This window comes from Pseudoalteromonas maricaloris, assembly GCF_024746855.1.
Taxonomy (GTDB): Bacteria; Pseudomonadota; Gammaproteobacteria; order Enterobacterales; family Alteromonadaceae; genus Pseudoalteromonas; species Pseudoalteromonas maricaloris.
The window spans coordinates 319507-338179 of sequence record NZ_CP024626.1 but is presented as its reverse complement, the minus strand read 5'-3'; the positions used below and the strand labels follow the sequence as shown (position 1 = coordinate 338179).

Sequence of the window (18673 nt, the reverse complement as noted above, 5' to 3'; positions counted from 1 at the left end):
AATGAAGTCTCCCTCATCAATGTAAATCTGGAAAAAGCTATTAAATTCTTTTGTCTACTTTAGTCTATTAACTTCTGTCGCTTATAAACCACTTTGGCGTTGTATGGTTAAGCCTCACGGGTAATTAGTACGAGTTAGCTTAATGCCTCACAGCACTTCCACATCTCGCCTATCAACGTTGTAGTCTTCAACGGCCCTTCAGTTGACTCTAAGTCAAAGTGAGAACTCATCTCGAGGCCTGCTTCCCGCTTAGATGCTTTCAGCGGTTATCAGTTCCGAACGTAGCTACCGGGCAATGCAATTGGCATCACAACCCGAACACCAGCGGTTCGTCCACTCCGGTCCTCTCGTACTAGGAGCAGCCCCTCTCAATTCTCAAACGCCCACGGCAGATAGGGACCGAACTGTCTCACGACGTTCTAAACCCAGCTCGCGTACCACTTTAAATGGCGAACAGCCATACCCTTGGGACCGACTTCAGCCCCAGGATGTGATGAGCCGACATCGAGGTGCCAAACACCGCCGTCGATATGAACTCTTGGGCGGTATCAGCCTGTTATCCCCGGAGTACCTTTTATCCGTTGAGCGATGGCCCTTCCATTCAGAACCACCGGATCACTATGACCTACTTTCGTACCTGCTCGACGTGTCTGTCTCGCAGTTAAGCTTGCTTCTACCATTACACTAACCGTACGATGTCCGACCGTACTTAGCAAACCTTCGTGCTCCTCCGTTACTCTTTGGGAGGAGACCGCCCCAGTCAAACTACCCACCAGGCACTGTCCTCAACCCCGATTCAGGGGCCTAAGTTAGAACATCAACACTACAAGGGTGGTATTTCAAGGTCGGCTCCACAGAAACTAGCGTCTCTGCTTCAAAGCCTCCCACCTATCCTACACATGTAGGGTCAATGTTCAGTGCCAAGCTGTAGTAAAGGTTCACGGGGTCTTTCCGTCTAGCCGCGGGTACACAGCATCTTCACTGCGATTTCAATTTCACTGAGTCTCGGGTGGAGACAGCGTGGCCATGGTTACACCATTCGTGCAGGTCGGAACTTACCCGACAAGGAATTTCGCTACCTTAGGACCGTTATAGTTACGGCCGCCGTTTACCGGGGCTTCGATCAAGAGCTTCGCCTAAGCTAACCCCATCAATTAACCTTCCGGCACCGGGCAGGTGTCACACCGTATACGTCATCTTACGATTTTGCACAGTGCTGTGTTTTTAATAAACAGTCCCAGCCACCTGGTCACTGCGGCTCTCGTTTGCTTACAGAGCAAGTCTTTCACAAACAAGAGCGTACCTTCTCCCGAAGTTACGGTACAATTTTGCCTAGTTCCTTCACCCGAGTTCTCTCAAGCGCCTTAGTATTCTCTACCTGACCACCTGTGTCGGTTTAGGGTACGATTCAGTATGAACTGAAGCTTAGAGGCTTTTCCTGGAAGTAGGGCATCAACAACTTCACCACCTTAGTGGCTCGTCTCGACTCTCAGCCTTGGCAACTCGGATTTTCCTAAGTCACCAGCCTACAGCCTTTCACATGGACAACCAACGCCATGCTTGCCTAGCCTGCTCCGTCCCCCCATCGCATTCATACCGAGTACGGGAATATTAACCCGTTTCCCATCGACTACGCTCTTCAGCCTCGCCTTAGGGGTCGACTCACCCTACCCTGATTAACATGGGATAGGAACCCTTGGTCTTCCGGCGGAGGAGTTTTTCACTCCTCTTGTCGTTACTCATGTCAGCATTCGCACTTCTGATATGTCCAGCATGCCTCCCGGCACACCTTCAGCCACTTACAGAACGCTCCCCTACCCCGCAGACAAAGTCTGCAGCCGTAGCTTCGGTGGTATGTTTAGCCCCGTTACATCTTCCGCGCAGGCCGACTCGACTAGTGAGCTATTACGCTTTCTTTAAAGGGTGGCTGCTTCTAAGCCAACCTCCTAGCTGTTTTAGCCTTCCCACATCGTTTCCCACTTAACATACACTTTGGGACCTTAGCTGACGGTCTGGGTTGTTTCCCTCTCCACGACGGACGTTAGCACCCGCCGTGTGTCTCCCGGATATTACTTTACGGTATTCGGAGTTTGCAAAGGGTTGGTAAGTCGGGATGACCCCCTAGCCTTAACAGTGCTCTACCCCCGTAAGTATTCGTCCGAGGCTCTACCTAAATAGATTTCGGGGAGAACCAGCTATCTCCCGGTTTGATTAGCCTTTCACTCCTAGCCACAGGTCATCCCCTAACTTTTCAACGTTAGTGGGTTCGGTCCTCCAGTTGATGTTACTCAACCTTCAACCTGCCCATGGCTAGATCACCGGGTTTCGGGTCTATACCCTGCAACTTAAGCGCCCAGTTAAGACTCGCTTTCGCTACGGCTCCCCTAAATGGTTAACCTCGCTACAGAATATAAGTCGCTGACCCATTATACAAAAGGTACGCAGTCACCCAACAAGTAGGCTCCTACTGCTTGTACGTACACGGTTTCAGGTTCTATTTCACTCCCCTCACAGGGGTTCTTTTCGCCTTTCCCTCACGGTACTGGTTCACTATCGGTCAGTTGGGAGTATTTAGCCTTGGAGGATGGTCCCCCCATATTCAGTCAAAGTTTCACGTGCTCCGACCTACTCGATTTCACTTTAGATAAGTTTTTGTGTACGGGACTATCACCCTGTTTCGTCATGCTTTCCAACATGTTCCACTAACTACACTAAAGCTTAAGGGCTGGTCCGATTTCGCTCGCCGCTACTTTCGGAATCTCGGTTGATTTCTTTTCCTACGGGTACTTAGATGTTTCAGTTCTCCGCGTTCGCCTCGTTAACCTATGTATTCAGTTAACGATACCTGCAAGCAGGTGGGTTTCCCCATTCGGAAATCCTAGTCTCAAGCGCCTCTTACTGGCTTGACTAGGCTTATCGCAAGTTAGTACGTCCTTCATCGCCTCCAACTGCCAAGGCATCCACCGTGTACGCTTAGTCACTTAACCATACAACCCAAAATAGTTTTAAGTTGTACTGTCAAAGACAGTTTAACTTCGCCAGAAGTTAATATTGAATACTAAAGTAGACGCTAATTAATCATCGAAATGATTAATCGGCATTTTCTTTCGAAAACTCGACAAATAACTTTACGTTATCTATCAGAATTTAATTTTTCAGCTTTTCCAAATTTTTAAAGAGCAATATCACTTAGCCATCCGGCCAAGCAACAATCATCTGTGTGGACACTTCGAACAAATAAGTTCTAAATCGTATAAGGAGGTGATCCAGCCCCAGGTTCCCCTAGGGCTACCTTGTTACGACTTCACCCCAGTCATGAATCACTCCGTGGTGAACGTCCTCCCTAAGGTTAGACTATCCACTTCTGGAGCAACCCACTCCCATGGTGTGACGGGCGGTGTGTACAAGGCCCGGGAACGTATTCACCGCAACATTCTGATTTGCGATTACTAGCGATTCCGACTTCATGGAGTCGAGTTGCAGACTCCAATCCGGACTACGACAAGCTTTAAGGGATTCGCTCACTATCGCTAGCTCGCTGCTCTCTGTACCTGCCATTGTAGCACGTGTGTAGCCCTACACGTAAGGGCCATGATGACTTGACGTCGTCCCCACCTTCCTCCGGTTTATCACCGGCAGTCTCCTTAGAGTTCCCGACCGAATCGCTGGCAACTAAGGATAGGGGTTGCGCTCGTTGCGGGACTTAACCCAACATCTCACAACACGAGCTGACGACAGCCATGCAGCACCTGTATCAGAGTTCCCGAAGGCACCAAACCATCTCTGGTAAGTTCTCTGTATGTCAAGTGTAGGTAAGGTTCTTCGCGTTGCATCGAATTAAACCACATGCTCCACCGCTTGTGCGGGCCCCCGTCAATTCATTTGAGTTTTAACCTTGCGGCCGTACTCCCCAGGCGGTCTACTTAATGCGTTAGCTTTGGAAAAGTTGTCCGAAGACCCCAGCTCCTAGTAGACATCGTTTACGGCGTGGACTACCAGGGTATCTAATCCTGTTTGCTCCCCACGCTTTCGTACATGAGCGTCAGTGTTGACCCAGGTGGCTGCCTTCGCCATCGGTATTCCTTCAGATCTCTACGCATTTCACCGCTACACCTGAAATTCTACCACCCTCTATCACACTCTAGTTTGCCAGTTCGAAATGCAGTTCCCAGGTTAAGCCCGGGGCTTTCACATCTCGCTTAACAAACCGCCTGCGTACGCTTTACGCCCAGTAATTCCGATTAACGCTCGCACCCTCCGTATTACCGCGGCTGCTGGCACGGAGTTAGCCGGTGCTTCTTCTGTCAGTAACGTCACAGCTTGCAGGTATTAACTACTAACCTTTCCTCCTGACTGAAAGTGCTTTACAACCCGAAGGCCTTCTTCACACACGCGGCATGGCTGCATCAGGCTTGCGCCCATTGTGCAATATTCCCCACTGCTGCCTCCCGTAGGAGTCTGGACCGTGTCTCAGTTCCAGTGTGGCTGATCATCCTCTCAAACCAGCTAGGGATCGTCGCCTTGGTGAGCCTTTACCTCACCAACCAGCTAATCCCACTTGGGCCAATCTAAAGGCGAGAGCCGAAGCCCCCTTTGGTCCGTAGACATTATGCGGTATTAGCCATCGTTTCCAATGGTTGTCCCCCACCTCAAGGCATGTTCCCAAGCATTACTCACCCGTCCGCCGCTCGTCATCTTCTAGCAAGCTAGAAATGTTACCGCTCGACTTGCATGTGTTAGGCCTGCCGCCAGCGTTCAATCTGAGCCATGATCAAACTCTTCAATTAAAAGTTTTTTCGAAACCTAAGTTTCGTGCTCAATGAATTCTGATTGTTTGTTTCTACTTTTCAAAAAAGTAAAATCAAAACGAATTGACTATATAGTCACTCAGTTACAATTGAGACTCTAAATTTGTTTGCGTCATCTAGCGAACTAGAATCTGCTGTTAGAACTCAATCTGTACGAGTGCCCACACAGATGATTGCTTCATATTTTTAAAGAACATTTCGAAACATTTCGTTGTTTCGAGGGATGTGCATTCTAAGCATTCCCAATTTTTTGTCAACACTTAATTTTGAATTTCTTGAGAAGTTTTCTCTTAAATTTTCAACGCTAAGTTTTACTCGACTACCAACTCGTTGGCTTATTGCTTTTCAGCGCTGCTCCCGTGTCGGTGGATGCGCATTATAGGGAGATCCGATTTTAGTGCAACCCTTTTTTTCGGTTTTTTCTATTTATTTTTCAAATGCTTTTTAGCCCACCGAATCCTAACAACTTATCCACATTTTCTGTGGATAACCCACAGGAATTTCGGCTTTTGCTTTTCTTTGTGGTAGATTACCGCCCCATTATTTACTCGTTCTTAGAAAAAGGCTAAATACATGGCTGATATCTTAAACTCGATAAGTGGTCTTTTATGGGGCCATCTACTTATCTACCTCTTAATAGCTGCAGGTGTATTCTTCACAATTAGGCTTGGCTTTATTCAATTCACTCAATTTCCATATATGGTGAAGGTAATGATGCAAAGCCGCGAAGGTGCTGAAGATGGTATCTCCTCTTTTCAAGCATTCTGTACTTCACTCGCCGCACGGGTTGGTACCGGTAATATGGCAGGTGTTGGCGTTGCGCTCTATTTAGGCGGTCCTGGTGCTATATTATGGATGTGGCTCATTGCCTTGATTGGTATGGCGACCAGTTTTGCTGAAAGTTGCTTAGCGCAGCTATATAAGACAAAAGATGATGACGGAAACTTCCGTGGTGGCCCTGCTTATTATATGGAGCTAGGTTTAAAACGTAAGTGGATGGGGGTGTTATTCTCACTTTGCCTTATCCTTGCATTTGGTTTCGTCTTTAATGCAGTACAAGCCAACTCCATTGCTGCAGCATTTAACGTTGCCTTTGATGTGCCTAAGTATGTGATGGGTATTGCGTTAGTAGCAGCTTCTGGGATTATCATCTTCGGTGGTTTAAAAACTATTGCACGCTTTGCCGAACTTGTCGTGCCTTTTATGGCCGTTGCTTATCTTATACTTGCACTTTACGTCTGTGCTGTGAACTTTGCGCAGCTACCAGACATATTCATGTTAATAGTAAAAAGTGCAATGGGTATTGAGCAAGCGGGTGCTGGTGCTATTGGCTACGCGGTAATGCAAGCGATGCTTCAAGGGATCAAGCGCGGCTTATTCTCAAATGAAGCCGGTATGGGTAGCGCTGCAAACGCTGCTGCAAGTGCAACACCAAATCCAAATCATCCAGCATCACAAGGGTATGTACAAATGCTAGGTGTATTTGTAGATACCATAGTGATCTGTACCGCGACCGCGTCGCTTATTCTTTTATCTGGTCAGCTCGAGCCAAACTCAGGTTTAACTGGCATTGAATTAACGCAATCTGCATTGGTTCATCATGTAGGGGAATGGGGCGCAATTTTCGTTGCGGTAGCTATTCTATTTTTTGCTTTTACTTCCATTGTTGCCAACTACAGTTATGCAGAAACCAACCTACTATTCTTAGATCACCATTCAAAGAAAGGCATGATGGTATTTAGAGCTTGTGTATTAGGTATGGTAATGTTTGGTGCGGTAAGCGAACTTGGGCTGGTTTGGACACTCGCTGATATTTCAATGGGCTTAATGGCTGTAGTTAACGTGGTTGCGCTCTTTATGCTTCGCAAAGTCGTGCTATGGCTTGCCAACGATTATAAAAAGCAGCTTAAAGCAGGCGTAACCCCAGAGTTTGATCCTAGTACCAACCCTGAAGTAGAAAAAACACTACCAAAAGGCATTTGGACTAAATAGACCAATACAGCGCACTAATGCTTATATTTAGTGCGCCTTCTTCTTATAAAACCCAATTTTAATGAAGAAGAACACAAAAATACGCCCTTGAGTTCATTTAATGTCCAAACAAACCAACCACTTATTGCCTTTCAAAAAAAAATCCGTATAGTAAAGCACAAGTCGGCATATAGCGCAGCTTGGTAGCGCACTGTCATGGGGTGTCAGGGGTCGCAGGTTCAAATCCTGCTATGCCGACCAGTTTTTCCTTACCCCATTCAATAAGTTATATCACTTACTCGTCTTAGTTTTCGCACTAATCGTCAGCAATATCTAACTCTATATCGCACATTTATCGCACTATATTTATCTAAAATTATTTTCTCATTTTTAGGTTAGATTAGGTGTTGATTGGGGGGGATATATAGGAAGACAGCTAATGGCACCTTTGTTACCTTCCTCACGATCTAATTTTATAAAAGCTTTTCAGAAAAAATTTGTAATAGACGGGCAATGAATCGTGGCAGCTCATGTATGACCTTATGCTTTTAGCAATTAGGTCAAAGTTTTACCTAACAGGTACATTCGAGAGAGAAGCAGACGGCGACTCTAGCGCGTTTTTGAACATAAACTCGTTATAGACGAAGAACAGCTCTGTGCCAATAGTGGCTCTTCAACGCTGCCATCACCCGTAACTGACCAGAGTGCCTTTTGTACTAAACTGACGCTCGCGCCAAGCACAAAAGGCGCGTTGGGAAGGCGTCGGGTGGATGGTTTTGTTACAAATCGGCTTCGCATATTGGAAAACGAGACCCTTTTTGGTCAAACTCCATTGCCTTCTCGAAAACCATTTTCACTTCATTTCGGATCGGTTCAAAGAAAAACTTATCCCCCAACAAAACCAAGCAATTATTGTCGATGTCGAACAGCTTAAAAATATGCCCGATGGGATCATCTGCCAATGTGTGGTCGTCGACTATTGAGCTAGGGAAGAACTGTAGTGGCATAGTTAATTTGGCCACCCATTAAGAAAGAAATGTTATGCTATTTGCATACAAATTTGGGTGAAAAAATGACGAAATTAAAACGCGCAACGTATTCTGCTGCAATCAAATTAGAAACAGCTCAGCTTGTAGTTGATCAGGGCTACACACAAGAAGATGCAGCCAAAGCTATGGGGGGTGGTAAATCAACTGTAAGTAAATGGGTAACTCAATTAAAGCAAGAACGGAATGGCCAGTCCCCATTAGCTTCACCAATGACACCCGAACAAATTGAAATCCGCGAACTTAAAAAGCAAATACAACGTATTGAATTAGAAAAGAATATATTAAAAAAGGCTACAGCTCTCTTGATGTCCGACTCCCTGAACAATTCTCGTTAATTGAGAAATTAAATCAACGAGAGCGTTACCCAATTAGCGTGTTGTGTAGCGTATTCAATGTGCATCGCAGCAGCTATAAATATTGGGCCATACGGGATACAACGCCTACACCAGAGCAAATAAGGCTAGAAGCTGAAGTTAAAGCCATACATGCAATGAGCGGCGGTTCAGCTGGGGCACGGACAATCGCAGCAATCGCAACGAATAACGATTTTGAATTAAGCCGTTATCGCGCCGCTAAGCTAATGGTTAAACTAAAACTAGAGAGCTGCCAAGTACCACAACATCAATATAAAAGGGGTGGTAATGAGCATCTTGAAATCCCAAATTTGCTAGATAGGCAGTTTGATGTTGTTGAGCCGAATAGGGTGTGGTGCGGTGATGTGACGTATATTTGGACAGGCAATCGCTGGGCCTATTTAGCGGTCGTTGTTGATTTATTTGCACGTAAAGTCGTTGGTTGGGCAATGTCGTTGTCGCCAGATACTAACTTAACGCTAAAAGCGCTTGAACTCGCGTATGAAAGCAGAGGTAAACCAAGTGGATTGATGTTTCACTCAGACCAAGGAAGCCATTATACAACCTTGAAGTACCGCCAACGTTTATGGCGCTATAAAATTACACAAAGTATGAGCAGGCGCGGAAATTGTTGGGATATAGATAATATACTTAGTCATACTGACAGTGAATATCTGACCCGTGCTGGGATTGATCAAATATCTTTGTGTTGACCTGTCGATATTCATTAGTCAGTAATTTCATTATATTCAGTATCAGTGACCTAATAGGAGCATTGTATTGCAACATCTGTGTCTAGTCCTGTTACTGAGACTGTGAGGGCTGAGGATATGAATCGCAATGACATTTCTAACAATTTAACATTAGGTGTCGATACTCATTTAGATAACCATGTTGCTGTACTCGTTAATGATATTGGTCAAGTTGTCGACACCCAAGAGTTTACTGTAAATTCAACCGGCTATAGCCAACTGTACAAATGGTGCAAGTCATTTGGAACGGTGAACCAAGCTGGATTAGAAGGAACTGGCACATATGGTGCTGGCTTATGTAAGTTCTTACAAGAGCAAAAGGTTACTGTTTTTGAAGTTAACCGCCCTAATCGCGCTATAAGAAGGTTAAGGGGGAAATCGGATCCAACGGATGCTGAAAGTGCGGCTCGTTCTGTATTAGCCAAAGAATCTACTGCAATCCCAAAATCTCATGATGGCATAGTTGAAGCAATGAGATTTTTAGTTGTCGCAAGGAAAAGCTCCGTAAAGTCTAAGACACAAGCTATTAATCAAATTCGAGCTTTACTTGTGACAGCACCAGAGCATATTCGTCAACAGTGTTATGTTCCTTCGAGCTATCGGTGCATTACTGCTTGTAAAGCATTAGAAATGAACTCCGTAAACATACTTGAAGAAACATTAATATCAATGTTACAGCTGCTAGCAGAGCGATGGATGATGCTATCACAAGAGCTAAAAACAATTGATAAGAAACTTAAAGCTTTAACCAACTCAGCAGCTTCAACATTACTAGAGCAATATGGTGTTGGAAGCTATGTTGCAGCTACACTCCTTGTGGCTGCTGGTGACAACCCTGAGCGACTCAAGAAGGAATCATCATTTGCAGCCTTATGTGGAGTTAGTCCATTAGATGCATCTTCCGGTAAAAAGCAACGTCATAGGTTAAACAGAGGTGGATCAAGAGATGCCAATAATGCACTTTGGACTGTAGCTTTGATTCGAATGCGTAATGATTTCAGAACAAGGAAATATGTAGAAAAGCGTTCATCAGAAGGGAAATCAAATAAAGAGATCCAGCGTTGTTTAAAACGCTATATTGCAAGAGAGTTATATCCAATAATAGTTTCTGATTTATCAAAGCTAACTTGACCTTGACATAGGAGCGTCAATGAGCCAATGGAGCGATTTTTTAGAAGCTTTAAAACGGAGTGGATGCCAAAGGTTGGATACGAAAACTTTAAAGATGCTAAATATGGTGTGAGTGATTATATCAACGGATATTATAACAACGTTAGGCCTCATCATTATAATGCTGGTTTAGCGCCAAATGAATCTGAGGTTAGATACCAAGATTCTAAAACTGTGGCCAAAATTAGTTGACCACTACATGGTCTGAGTTTTTATCGTCGTCGATCATGACTTCAAGCGCTATTAACGCGGTTGCTTTCAATGCTTTTAAAAACATGGTTTAGCCTCTCACATTAAAACTAAGGATTCCTGAGTATCAAAATAACATTAAAGCTAAGAGACTCTTAGTTTCCAAGAATTAATAGTCGCCGAAAAAACACCTTCCCTAGTAGCTGCTTAGAATAGATCACATAATACGGCGCTAGCCATTACAGTTTATCAAAGGCATATAAGCGTTCAAAGCAATTGTTTACAATGACCACTAATAGTGTGAATATTGAGTAAACTGCTGCGCCTGCATTGATTGTGATACTTCGTACAAACCTAAATTTTTACATTTAAGGAGTGATATTTATGACGGAACCATTAATGACTGTCGGACTTGGGGCTATTGTCGCTTACTTGGGAAAAGATGGCGTTTCTAAACTTTTAGGGCCTACAGCAGATTATCTTGGTGGAGAAATTAAACAGCTAGCCGAAGTAAGAATTACTAATTTAAAGAAAATCTTCTTGAACGCACAAAAAAAAGCTGATGTTAATCTGGAAGATAGTAAAACACATGCGGTACCACCTAAGGTATTAAAGGTGATTGTAAATGATGCTTCATATTCAGATGATTTAATCACAACAGAGTATTTTGGTGGTGTTTTAGCATCATCCAGAACAAAAATACCAAGAGATGACCGCGGCGCTAGGATTGCAAAGGTAATAGAGAGCCTATCATCTTATCATGTGAGGGCTCATTATATTATCTATAGCAACATCATCAATTTATTCAAAGAAAGTGACTATAATATTTGTTTACAAAAAGATAGAGATGAAATGCAAATCTACTTTCCTTTTGAAGTGTTTGCCAAGGCAATGGACTTTAGTGATGACGAGCTAAATAATGCTCAACTCTTAGATCATATATTTCATGGGCTTGCTAGAGACGGGTTAATAGATGAATCATGGGTTTATGGCGATAAGCATAGACTTGAATCGTACACTGGGTTTTCAACTGATCCTGGTATCGTGTGTAAACCGTCCCCATTTGGGGTTGAAGTCTTTCTTTGGGCATTTGGATATGGCAAGAAACCTTTGTCATTCGCTTTCACGGAAAAATGTGTCACCACCATAGATGCTATAGAAGCTTTGTTACCAGGAATAGTTGCGACAGGCATCAAAAAGTCAACTTAGTTCACGGCGCCAGTGTTTTTTGTACCAGCTCATTTGTAAGGGCCCAAGTTCTATTCTGACCTTAGCATTAACCTGTTAACTCTTTTGTGCATTCCGCTGTTTTCGCCTGACATTTGCATTTAACACCACTATCTTTTACCCTTGCTGTTTCCAGTTTATCTACAGGTATTTTAGCCAACTCAACTGTAAAGCCTTTATTCTGGATATTCCGAGCATGATGCCTGAGGTTTACTTTTGAAAAAAATGGCAAATGTAACTCTCCTTTTCGTGCTTGGATTATCGCGAGAACTATTGTCTGCTGACGGGGTTTAGTCCTATCAAAATAAAAGTTAATGGTCGTATTTTGCAGGTGCTCTTGTACTTGAGGAACTATCTCTGGACTGTTGAGTAGCATCTCCACACCATTCGAGGCTTGCGCTAACAAGTGACTAATTACGTTACTCCCTCCATAATGTTTTACGTGGATCAATCTGTTATCTTTGGTCATCAAATCACAGAATTCATAATTTTGTGGTACTTCTTTATTTCTAACCCAATGTTGATCAAGTAATGCAATTTCTTCACCATCAGCTATTCGCCTTAAATAACAACACTCCCTCAAATCATGGTAGGGTTTGCACTCTAGTCCTTTCCATCGTGGAAGCTTATCAAAATAAGATTCAACCTCTTGAGCAAAGCTAGTTTTTACATGATACCAACGGCCATCATTTAACACATACTTGACTTCATCCAAGCTAAATTCACCATTTAACGCATCATAGGCACGGTACTTATCTAGTATACGCTCAGTGCCATCGACTAAGAAAATATACTTTGACTTTAAAGTTTTGATTGTTATTCCTTTTTTCTTTTGAAAGTTAGCTTCAAGTAGGAACTGTCTTAAGTTCATCTCTGGATGGGAGCCGGATGAATGTCCCTGTCTCTTTTCAGCTGGGTATACAAAACCTGCAAAGTTTGCATAGTCAATAATTTCTGGTGGTGCTAGCCAAACATCCCAAGGCTCATTTTCTTTTGAACCTAGTATTTCATTCAACCTTTGTAGCAACTTTGTTTCTAGCTTTTCTATAACGGTTGGGTCTGATTCAATGCCTATAAATTCTGCCCAAGGGTATTGTTCTTTGTAATCCTGACTTAAATAAGCATCTATTAATCTTTCAGATATACATGCAAACTTTTCGAATTCGATTTCAGTATATAAAGAGACAGAATCATTTCCAGAAACCATTTCTAAACAATCATTGCCATTGTCTACGATTGCAGTTAAAGACTTGAGAATTTCGTGGTCAAACTCAAAATGGAAATCTTGAATACTGGACTTTTTGAGTACTTGGGAGCGAGTGTTTCTGGCCACACGCTCTAAAGTGGCCTTATCGATTGACTTAAGTTGCTCTGGATCACCAAGGTTCATTGAAACCCTTAACCCAAACCCTCTCTCAATAGAAGATTTATTCACTAGGCATCTACCATAGCCAAACGTGTAAATCACGTAGCGGTCTTCTACTTTAACAAAATATACGCCCTTAACGGTTCTTTGTTGGAAATCTTTTTCATCAACTTTAAAGCTCGAAAACAACGCCGACCACTCAGCAGGGCTCTTATGATCCGCCAAACATAAAACATTATTCGATTGTTCTGATGGGTCAAGATAATGCTTGCTATGGGCTTTGGTATTATCTAAAAGCTCATCTATTGATAAATTTTTCTTTCCTAGAAAAGCTACAACATTTCTCTTCATCGAGCACACCCTTTTTCAGTCTGTAAATTAGGATGCTGTTTGCTCGACTGCTTACCTTAGTTATAATTGCAAATTTAAAATTAATAGCAAAAAAACTAGGTGATAAAAGCTTAAAAATCATCCTTACTTCAATTAAGCGTATTTCATAATTGTGAATACAGCAAACACACAACCAAGCCCTTTTAACCGAGGCATCATGAGCAATTTCCTCCTCTTTTAAAAGGGGCTACGCCCCCCGCTATGTCGAAGCGATAAATCGCTCGCTTCATAGCGGGGGGGCTTGGTTTTGTTAAGCCTATGCGCAGATTTTTATTTGCAGATTGAAAGCTGTCTTATTTAACGCTAACCTAAACTTGATTTAGCCCTTAGGGCATTGAAGAAAAACGGCGCTGTTCAGCTGCCGACAACACGTAGTGAGGACCCTCACTGTTTTAATATTTATGTCATGCCGCGCCACATTTATGGCGCTTTTCAAATTCGGCGCTTAGTTGCTGCCGCTTCCACGTATCTGAGGTTTTTATTTTAGGCGAGATCAGTCCGAGCCTTGCGCTGTTGCGCTTAACTGGGGCGAATAGGCTTTAGTGCCGCTGAGCAACGGTGTTGCCAGTTAATCTTACAACCAAGGAACAAGCATGACTTTTAACCCAAATACTGAAGTCGCTTTATTAAAAGCGCAAACAAAACTACGTGCCCGTAAACGTCATAAATCATCCAAACTTGATAAGTACCACACTCAACTTTGTAAACTATATGACGCGGGTGCAACTAAAGCTGAGTTACAACGCTGGCTTGCCATGAGAGGTATCGTTGTACAGTGGACGACCGTTAAGCGGTGGCTCGATAAAAATGCCTAAATTTGCCAAAGCCAGCACACAAGCCAAAAACGTTATCAAAGGGCTGACCAAAGCAAAACATATACGCTCTTTAGGCACAGCTAGAAACTACGAGCAGGCACTAAAAACGGTTGCCAGTTGGTCAAAGGATATTGGTATAAACGGTATTCAATCTTTGAGTATTGAACAAGCCCGAATTTATCTCGGCTACCGAGCTGAAATTGTCGGCCAAAAAGCCCTAGATATGGAGCGTCAAGCAATACAAGCTATGATGCAACTAAACGGTAAGCTACAGCCAAAAGAAACACTCTATCGAGTAAAGTCATGTTTAGAAGAAATCAAGCGTTCTCGGGCTTACACTAAAGATCAAGCCAGAGCTATTTCACATCTGCAAACAGCAAAGCATCAACTCGCTACACAAATCGCCTATGCCGCAGGTCTGCGCGCCCATGAGCTGCTAACACTTGCCAAAGCTAGTGAGCGAAGCCCAGACAAACGCCCTGCCTTAGATTCAAAATGGCATGGTCGAAGCGGCGAGCTATATACCGTGCAAGGTAAAGGCGGCTTAATTCGCCATGTGCTAATTCCAACCACACTCACCAATAAGCTAGAACAACAACGTTTAGCGCAACCGATAACCGTTGTAGACAGAAAAATTAACTACCTTCAGCGCTATGATATCGCTGGCGGTAAAAAATGGTCTGATTCGTTCTCTAAGGCGTCAAACCGCGCACTATTATTTTCGACTGGCGCGCATGGTCTTAGACATAGTTATGCTCAAGAGCGGATGGTTGAGCTGAAAAGCTTGGGGTATAAATATGAAACGGCCTTAGAGACCGTTTCACAGGAGATGGGGCATTTTAGGGCTGAGATAACTGAACTCTATTTAATCTAAATACTAGCTTATCCAATATTATAGAAGTTTAGAGGGATTACGTTGACGCGGGTAAACATATAGCTAGGTAATGCGGATCGTATATTATTTCTGAGTTGATCAATGAATCGGCTCATATCTGACTTATTTTTTTCTGTGAGAGGACAAACTATAATTAAGTAGCTTTTTTGATCGCTTGTAAAAGATTTAGGGACATCGTAAAGGTGCTCCAGCAATCCCCTTAAAATATGTTGAGAGTCTTTATATTTATTAACCATCTCGATATTGATTTCTTTATGCAATTTCTTCAACATTTTTGCCTTCGTGGGTTTATCTAAATTCGAGTGTTTTAAGTGCTTTTTAGACTCATCTAGTCCATTTTTCTGTCTATATAGATCACTAAACTCTATGAACTCCATTCCGCATTCATTACCGTCATGAAAATAGTCTACAGATTTGAGCTCATTCATTTTTAGATAAACTTTAATACCTCGTTCACCATCAACCTTGAAGCCATTTCGTCGAATAGATATGTCAGAGTATTCACTGAACTCGTGATCCATACTCTCTAAAAATTGATTAATACTTACCACAGCTATTTCCTTACCAGCTTTCCAACATCATCTCATAGAACGGAGCTCCTAAATCTTCTTTTATTTTTGCGAGAGCTTGCAGCGGTGGGCTTTCAACATCAGTAGATACTCCAGTATTGGATAACCTGTTTATAGCAAAGTGCTTCAATAACTGTTCGTCTTCTAAACTCTCCATTATGTTCTCTATATATTTCATCATATCAATACTATGACTAGTAATCACTATGTTAACACCACAAGTACTGAGCTTATATAAAACATCAACCATTATTTTTTGCCAAGCAGGGTGTAAATTGACCTCCGGTTCATCAATAAAAATGAAACTGCCTTTAGCAATAACATTTCTCTTAAGTAATAAACCGATAACTCCTAGATTGGTCACTCCTGTAGCAGTTAAGTTGAGATTTACAAGAGAATGTGAGTTCGAATGCTTATAAAAAATATCCCCCCCCTCACTAATTTCCAATTCACCACCCAAGACGTCTTTTAAAATGTTTTGTACATTGGAAATGTCTATGCTTTTTGATTTGGGCTTAATATTTTTTTCAACAAGTTCAATCAGATCGTAGAAATATTTTGGAACACCGCTAAGAGATTCTTGATAATGACGACGAGACCAAAGAAAACGGGGCTTTTCCATAAGGCGCAGAAGAGGTTTTCTCAACTTCCAATAAATAGGAGATTCGATAAAAACTACATTAAATAAAGACTGAAATTGGTCTACACTTTCAGTATTTAACGAGAATCCAATACTTTCATCTAATATGGTTATCTTACCAAAATCCCCAAAGTCAAAAGTAATTTCGGAGTCCTCTGATTCAAAACTTCTTAAGTCCGACAGGTTAGGGGTTTGAAAGTTTTCTGTAAGTGCTTCTCTAAAACCTTTCTCTATATTATCAGACAGTATTTCCAAAGGGCTTTCAAGAGCTGCTATTAAGCCTCTAAGGTTTTGTTGGATTAAAAAAAGTCTCGAGCTTAACTCTTCATATTTTTTCTTTCCTTCAGTTTCAAGCCGAAATCCATTTAACATGCTCTCGAATTTATTGATTTGTGTATTCAGAATTGTCAAACGAGATTTTTGTTCTAAAAACGTGCAACTACCTAGTTCTTCTTCTAGTGTATTTTCTATCTCAATTAAAAGTTCGACAAGCCCCTCATGAATCAATACCACAGTTAAGCTAGGATTCTTCACTGTCGACAAGACAGGAAACAACAAATCTCGGATGCGATCAAATGATGCAACGGATGAATCAGTAACATGGTCTTTATTAATCGTACTAAAGAAGCTGTAAAGTGCTCTAGATACAAAACTTTTACCAGAAGAGTTCGCTCCAGCAATAACAGTAAAAGGAGCAAGCTTAAGCCGTGCATCCCTCACTTTACCAAAGTTCTTAATATCAACTTTTAATTTCATAGATGGACATCAATTTTTGGTTGTATTTCCATTTTCATTGTAAACAACAGATATGTATAAACAAGACTAATTTGATAATAAAGGTATCAATCGTAAAAATCACAATATTTTTCACAAGAGTGATGCTGTAAGTCATATATGTCAACTAATTAGATCCATCATCGTACCATGCACTGTAGTTATCGTACAGAGGCTTGTTTCCTTTGACGTGTACCTGTTATGCAAGCATAAAAAGAGTAATACTAACAGTCAACCAAACATTACTCTCAATTACTGTTAACTTTTGTGGCACATCAGTTTATTTCCCCAGCCCAGCAAAGCACTCAACCTCTTCTCCATATACTCCTGCAAATTATATACCTTTTGCATTCCCTGCAATTGGTGGTTAAGTATCTTTTCAACCACTATCGGATCAGCGCCAATATCATCATCACCTAACCGTGTAGCCATTGTTCTGCGTAGGTCATGTGGGACAAACTTTGGAACACCCAGCTCTTTTTGTTTTCGGTTTACCGCTCTTGAAAGTGAATGCCTATCAATGGGCTGTTCACCTACAGCGCTTGTGGTACAGGTAGTACTTGGAAACACGTATTTTGAACCTAAATAACTGAATGAAGCGCGCAGCTCATCAAGCATAATGATCATATTTTGGGTGATGGGTACTTTGTGGATTCGCTCCCCGCCTTTGTTTTGCTTTACTCGCTCGGCGGGAATGGTCCAAATCATTTTATCAAAGTCGAATTCTTGCCACTGCGCGCCCGTCACTTCTATCGGTCTGCAACCAGTTAGAGCTATAAACTTCAAAGCGTAGATCACTTGCGTGCTTACGCCGAGCTTAGGCAGACGCTCGAATACTTGTATCAGCTCTTCAAACTCAAGGGCGCGTGTTCGTGGCTTTTCAATACCGCCCACGTTCTTTTTCTTGGCGGTACTAATGGGATTGCCCTGCATTAGGTCACGCTCAACGGCAAAGTCGAACATTTGCTTAAGGATCGATAGGGTTTTATTGGCTTGAGTGCCTGCTCCCCTGTCGGTGATTGGGTCTAATACTTTGCTTAAAATGTCTCGGCGGGTAATGTCTTTTAATTTAACGCCCCCTATCGCTGGTAGCACGTCTTTTTCAAACATACGTTCAACTTCTAGAGGGTCTTTGCGATTAACCTTGATATAGCGATCTAGAAACTCTGTAGCTAATTCTTGTACCGTTGGCGCTTCAGCTTCTTGTTTTTGCGCTTTGGTTTTTTCTTTTTGTTCAAGGAATACATCTATGCCACGTGATACATCACCAATGTATTGCTTTGCTAGCTCACGAGCTTTAACAACGCTCAAAGCAGGCGCACGGCCTAATGCTAAACGCCTTTCTTTTGAGCCTCGGCCACCTAATCGATAATACAGGTAGTAAACTAAAGAACGCTTCCCATCTTTGTTAGGCTTGCCAACATTGAGATAAAAACCTGATAGCTCAGTATCTGTTATTCGGGTGATCTCTAGTGGAATATTTTTGATCACCGACTCTGTTAATTTTTCTTTAATTGACACCATTTATCGCACACCTAACACATAGCCAATAAATTTATCGCACAGTTATCGCACCAACTGGTTTTAACTCACGATTCATCACGTTGCTTCACTATGTATAATTTACAGCGTAATTATTAGCAACAGCAATAAGTTAGGTTTTATTGGGATACCTCACGATGGGTCACGTTTGTTCATGATTGTA

The 18673-nt window shown here is 42.4% G+C and carries 10 protein-coding genes, 1 tRNA gene, 2 rRNA genes and 2 pseudogenes; 8 read left to right on the top strand and 7 right to left on the bottom strand.

Annotated features, from left to right (window positions below; genetic code table 11):
• Positions 1–103: 103 nt before the first annotated feature.
• Together CTT31_RS19295 and CTT31_RS19290 are read right to left on the bottom strand one after the other, a co-directional pair.
• Positions 104–2987, bottom strand: a 23S ribosomal RNA gene (locus tag CTT31_RS19295).
• Between the two features lie 267 nt (positions 2988–3254).
• A 16S ribosomal RNA gene (locus CTT31_RS19290) occupies positions 3255–4787 on the bottom strand.
• Together the 16S and 23S rRNA genes form the textbook arrangement of a ribosomal RNA operon.
• 594 nt (positions 4788–5381) lie before the next feature.
• On the opposite strand from CTT31_RS19290, the gene CTT31_RS19285 reads away from it, so the two are divergent.
• Together CTT31_RS19285 and CTT31_RS19280 are read left to right on the top strand one after the other, a co-directional pair.
• Positions 5382–6800, top strand: coding sequence for an alanine/glycine:cation symporter family protein (locus tag CTT31_RS19285; protein ID WP_010607547.1), 1419 nt, complete (start codon positions 5382–5384; stop codon positions 6798–6800).
• A gap of 163 nt (positions 6801–6963) precedes the next feature.
• Positions 6964–7040 (top strand) — tRNA-Pro (locus CTT31_RS19280).
• A gap of 518 nt (positions 7041–7558) precedes the next feature.
• Here the strand turns inward: CTT31_RS19280 and CTT31_RS19275 are convergent.
• A complete protein-coding gene (locus CTT31_RS19275) occupies positions 7559–7786 on the bottom strand; it encodes a hypothetical protein (RefSeq protein ID WP_260492816.1) in 228 nt (75 codons plus the stop codon).
• Positions 7787–7851: 65 nt separating this feature from the next.
• On the opposite strand from CTT31_RS19275, the pseudogene CTT31_RS19270 reads away from it, so the two are divergent.
• The 4 genes and pseudogenes from CTT31_RS19270 to CTT31_RS19255 form a co-directional block, all read left to right on the top strand.
• A pseudogene (locus CTT31_RS19270) lies at positions 7852–8819 on the top strand (IS3 family transposase); the annotation flags it as partial.
• Between the two features lie 192 nt (positions 8820–9011).
• Positions 9012–10064, top strand: a complete 1053-nt coding sequence (locus CTT31_RS19265) for an IS110 family RNA-guided transposase (RefSeq protein WP_260492815.1) — start codon at positions 9012–9014, stop codon at positions 10062–10064.
• An 18-nt stretch (positions 10065–10082) separates the two neighbouring features.
• A pseudogene (locus CTT31_RS19260) lies at positions 10083–10295 on the top strand (IS3 family transposase); the annotation flags it as partial.
• A 381-nt stretch (positions 10296–10676) separates the two neighbouring features.
• Positions 10677–11501 (top strand): hypothetical protein, encoded by an 825-nt coding sequence (locus CTT31_RS19255; RefSeq protein ID WP_260492814.1) that lies wholly within the window; start codon positions 10677–10679, stop codon positions 11499–11501.
• Between the two features lie 67 nt (positions 11502–11568).
• Here the strand turns inward: CTT31_RS19255 and CTT31_RS19250 are convergent, their stop codons facing one another.
• Positions 11569–13236, bottom strand: a complete 1668-nt coding sequence (locus CTT31_RS19250) for a TIGR04141 family sporadically distributed protein (RefSeq protein ID WP_260492813.1) — start codon at positions 13234–13236, stop codon at positions 11569–11571.
• Positions 13237–13868: 632 nt separating this feature from the next.
• Here CTT31_RS19250 and CTT31_RS19245 point away from each other — a divergent pair.
• Both CTT31_RS19245 and CTT31_RS19240 read left to right on the top strand, forming a co-directional pair.
• Positions 13869–14090: a hypothetical protein gene (locus CTT31_RS19245; RefSeq protein ID WP_095728257.1), complete on the top strand. Its 222-nt coding sequence runs from the start codon at positions 13869–13871 to the stop codon at positions 14088–14090.
• Positions 14083–14964, top strand: coding sequence for a site-specific integrase (locus CTT31_RS19240; RefSeq protein ID WP_260492812.1), 882 nt, complete (start codon positions 14083–14085; stop codon positions 14962–14964). Before CTT31_RS19245 ends, CTT31_RS19240 begins: the two co-directional genes overlap by 8 nt.
• An 8-nt stretch (positions 14965–14972) precedes the next feature.
• Here the strand turns inward: CTT31_RS19240 and CTT31_RS19235 are convergent, their stop codons facing one another.
• The 3 genes from CTT31_RS19235 to CTT31_RS19225 all read right to left on the bottom strand — a co-directional run bounded on the left by CTT31_RS19235 (position 14973) and on the right by CTT31_RS19225 (position 18492).
• Positions 14973–15536 carry a hypothetical protein gene (locus CTT31_RS19235; protein WP_260492811.1) on the bottom strand — a complete coding sequence of 188 codons (564 nt, stop codon included), beginning with the start codon at positions 15534–15536 and terminating at the stop codon, positions 14973–14975.
• A gap of 10 nt (positions 15537–15546) precedes the next feature.
• Complete coding sequence (locus CTT31_RS19230; RefSeq protein WP_260492810.1) at positions 15547–16950, bottom strand: AAA family ATPase; 1404 nt, start codon at positions 16948–16950, stop codon at positions 15547–15549.
• Positions 16951–17226: 276 nt separating this feature from the next.
• Positions 17227–18492 (bottom strand): tyrosine-type recombinase/integrase, encoded by a 1266-nt coding sequence (locus CTT31_RS19225; RefSeq protein ID WP_260492809.1) that lies wholly within the window; start codon positions 18490–18492, stop codon positions 17227–17229.
• Positions 18493–18673 lie beyond the last annotated feature (181 nt).

Excerpts from the sequence above, each read along its gene's own strand:
- CTT31_RS19285 (WP_010607547.1), top strand. The coding sequence starts at position 5,382 with ATGGCTGATATCTTAAACTCGATAAGTGGTCTTTTATGGGGCCATCTA.
- CTT31_RS19275 (WP_260492816.1), bottom strand. The coding sequence starts at position 7,786 with ATGCCACTACAGTTCTTCCCTAGCTCAATAGTCGACGACCACACATTG.
- CTT31_RS19265 (WP_260492815.1), top strand. The coding sequence starts at position 9,012 with ATGAATCGCAATGACATTTCTAACAATTTAACATTAGGTGTCGATACT.
- CTT31_RS19255 (WP_260492814.1), top strand. The coding sequence starts at position 10,677 with ATGACGGAACCATTAATGACTGTCGGACTTGGGGCTATTGTCGCTTAC.
- CTT31_RS19250 (WP_260492813.1), bottom strand. The coding sequence starts at position 13,236 with ATGAAGAGAAATGTTGTAGCTTTTCTAGGAAAGAAAAATTTATCAATA.
- CTT31_RS19245 (WP_095728257.1), top strand. The coding sequence starts at position 13,869 with ATGACTTTTAACCCAAATACTGAAGTCGCTTTATTAAAAGCGCAAACA.
- CTT31_RS19240 (WP_260492812.1), top strand. The coding sequence starts at position 14,083 with ATGCCTAAATTTGCCAAAGCCAGCACACAAGCCAAAAACGTTATCAAA.
- CTT31_RS19230 (WP_260492810.1), bottom strand. The coding sequence starts at position 16,950 with ATGAAATTAAAAGTTGATATTAAGAACTTTGGTAAAGTGAGGGATGCA.
- CTT31_RS19225 (WP_260492809.1), bottom strand. The coding sequence starts at position 18,492 with ATGGTGTCAATTAAAGAAAAATTAACAGAGTCGGTGATCAAAAATATT.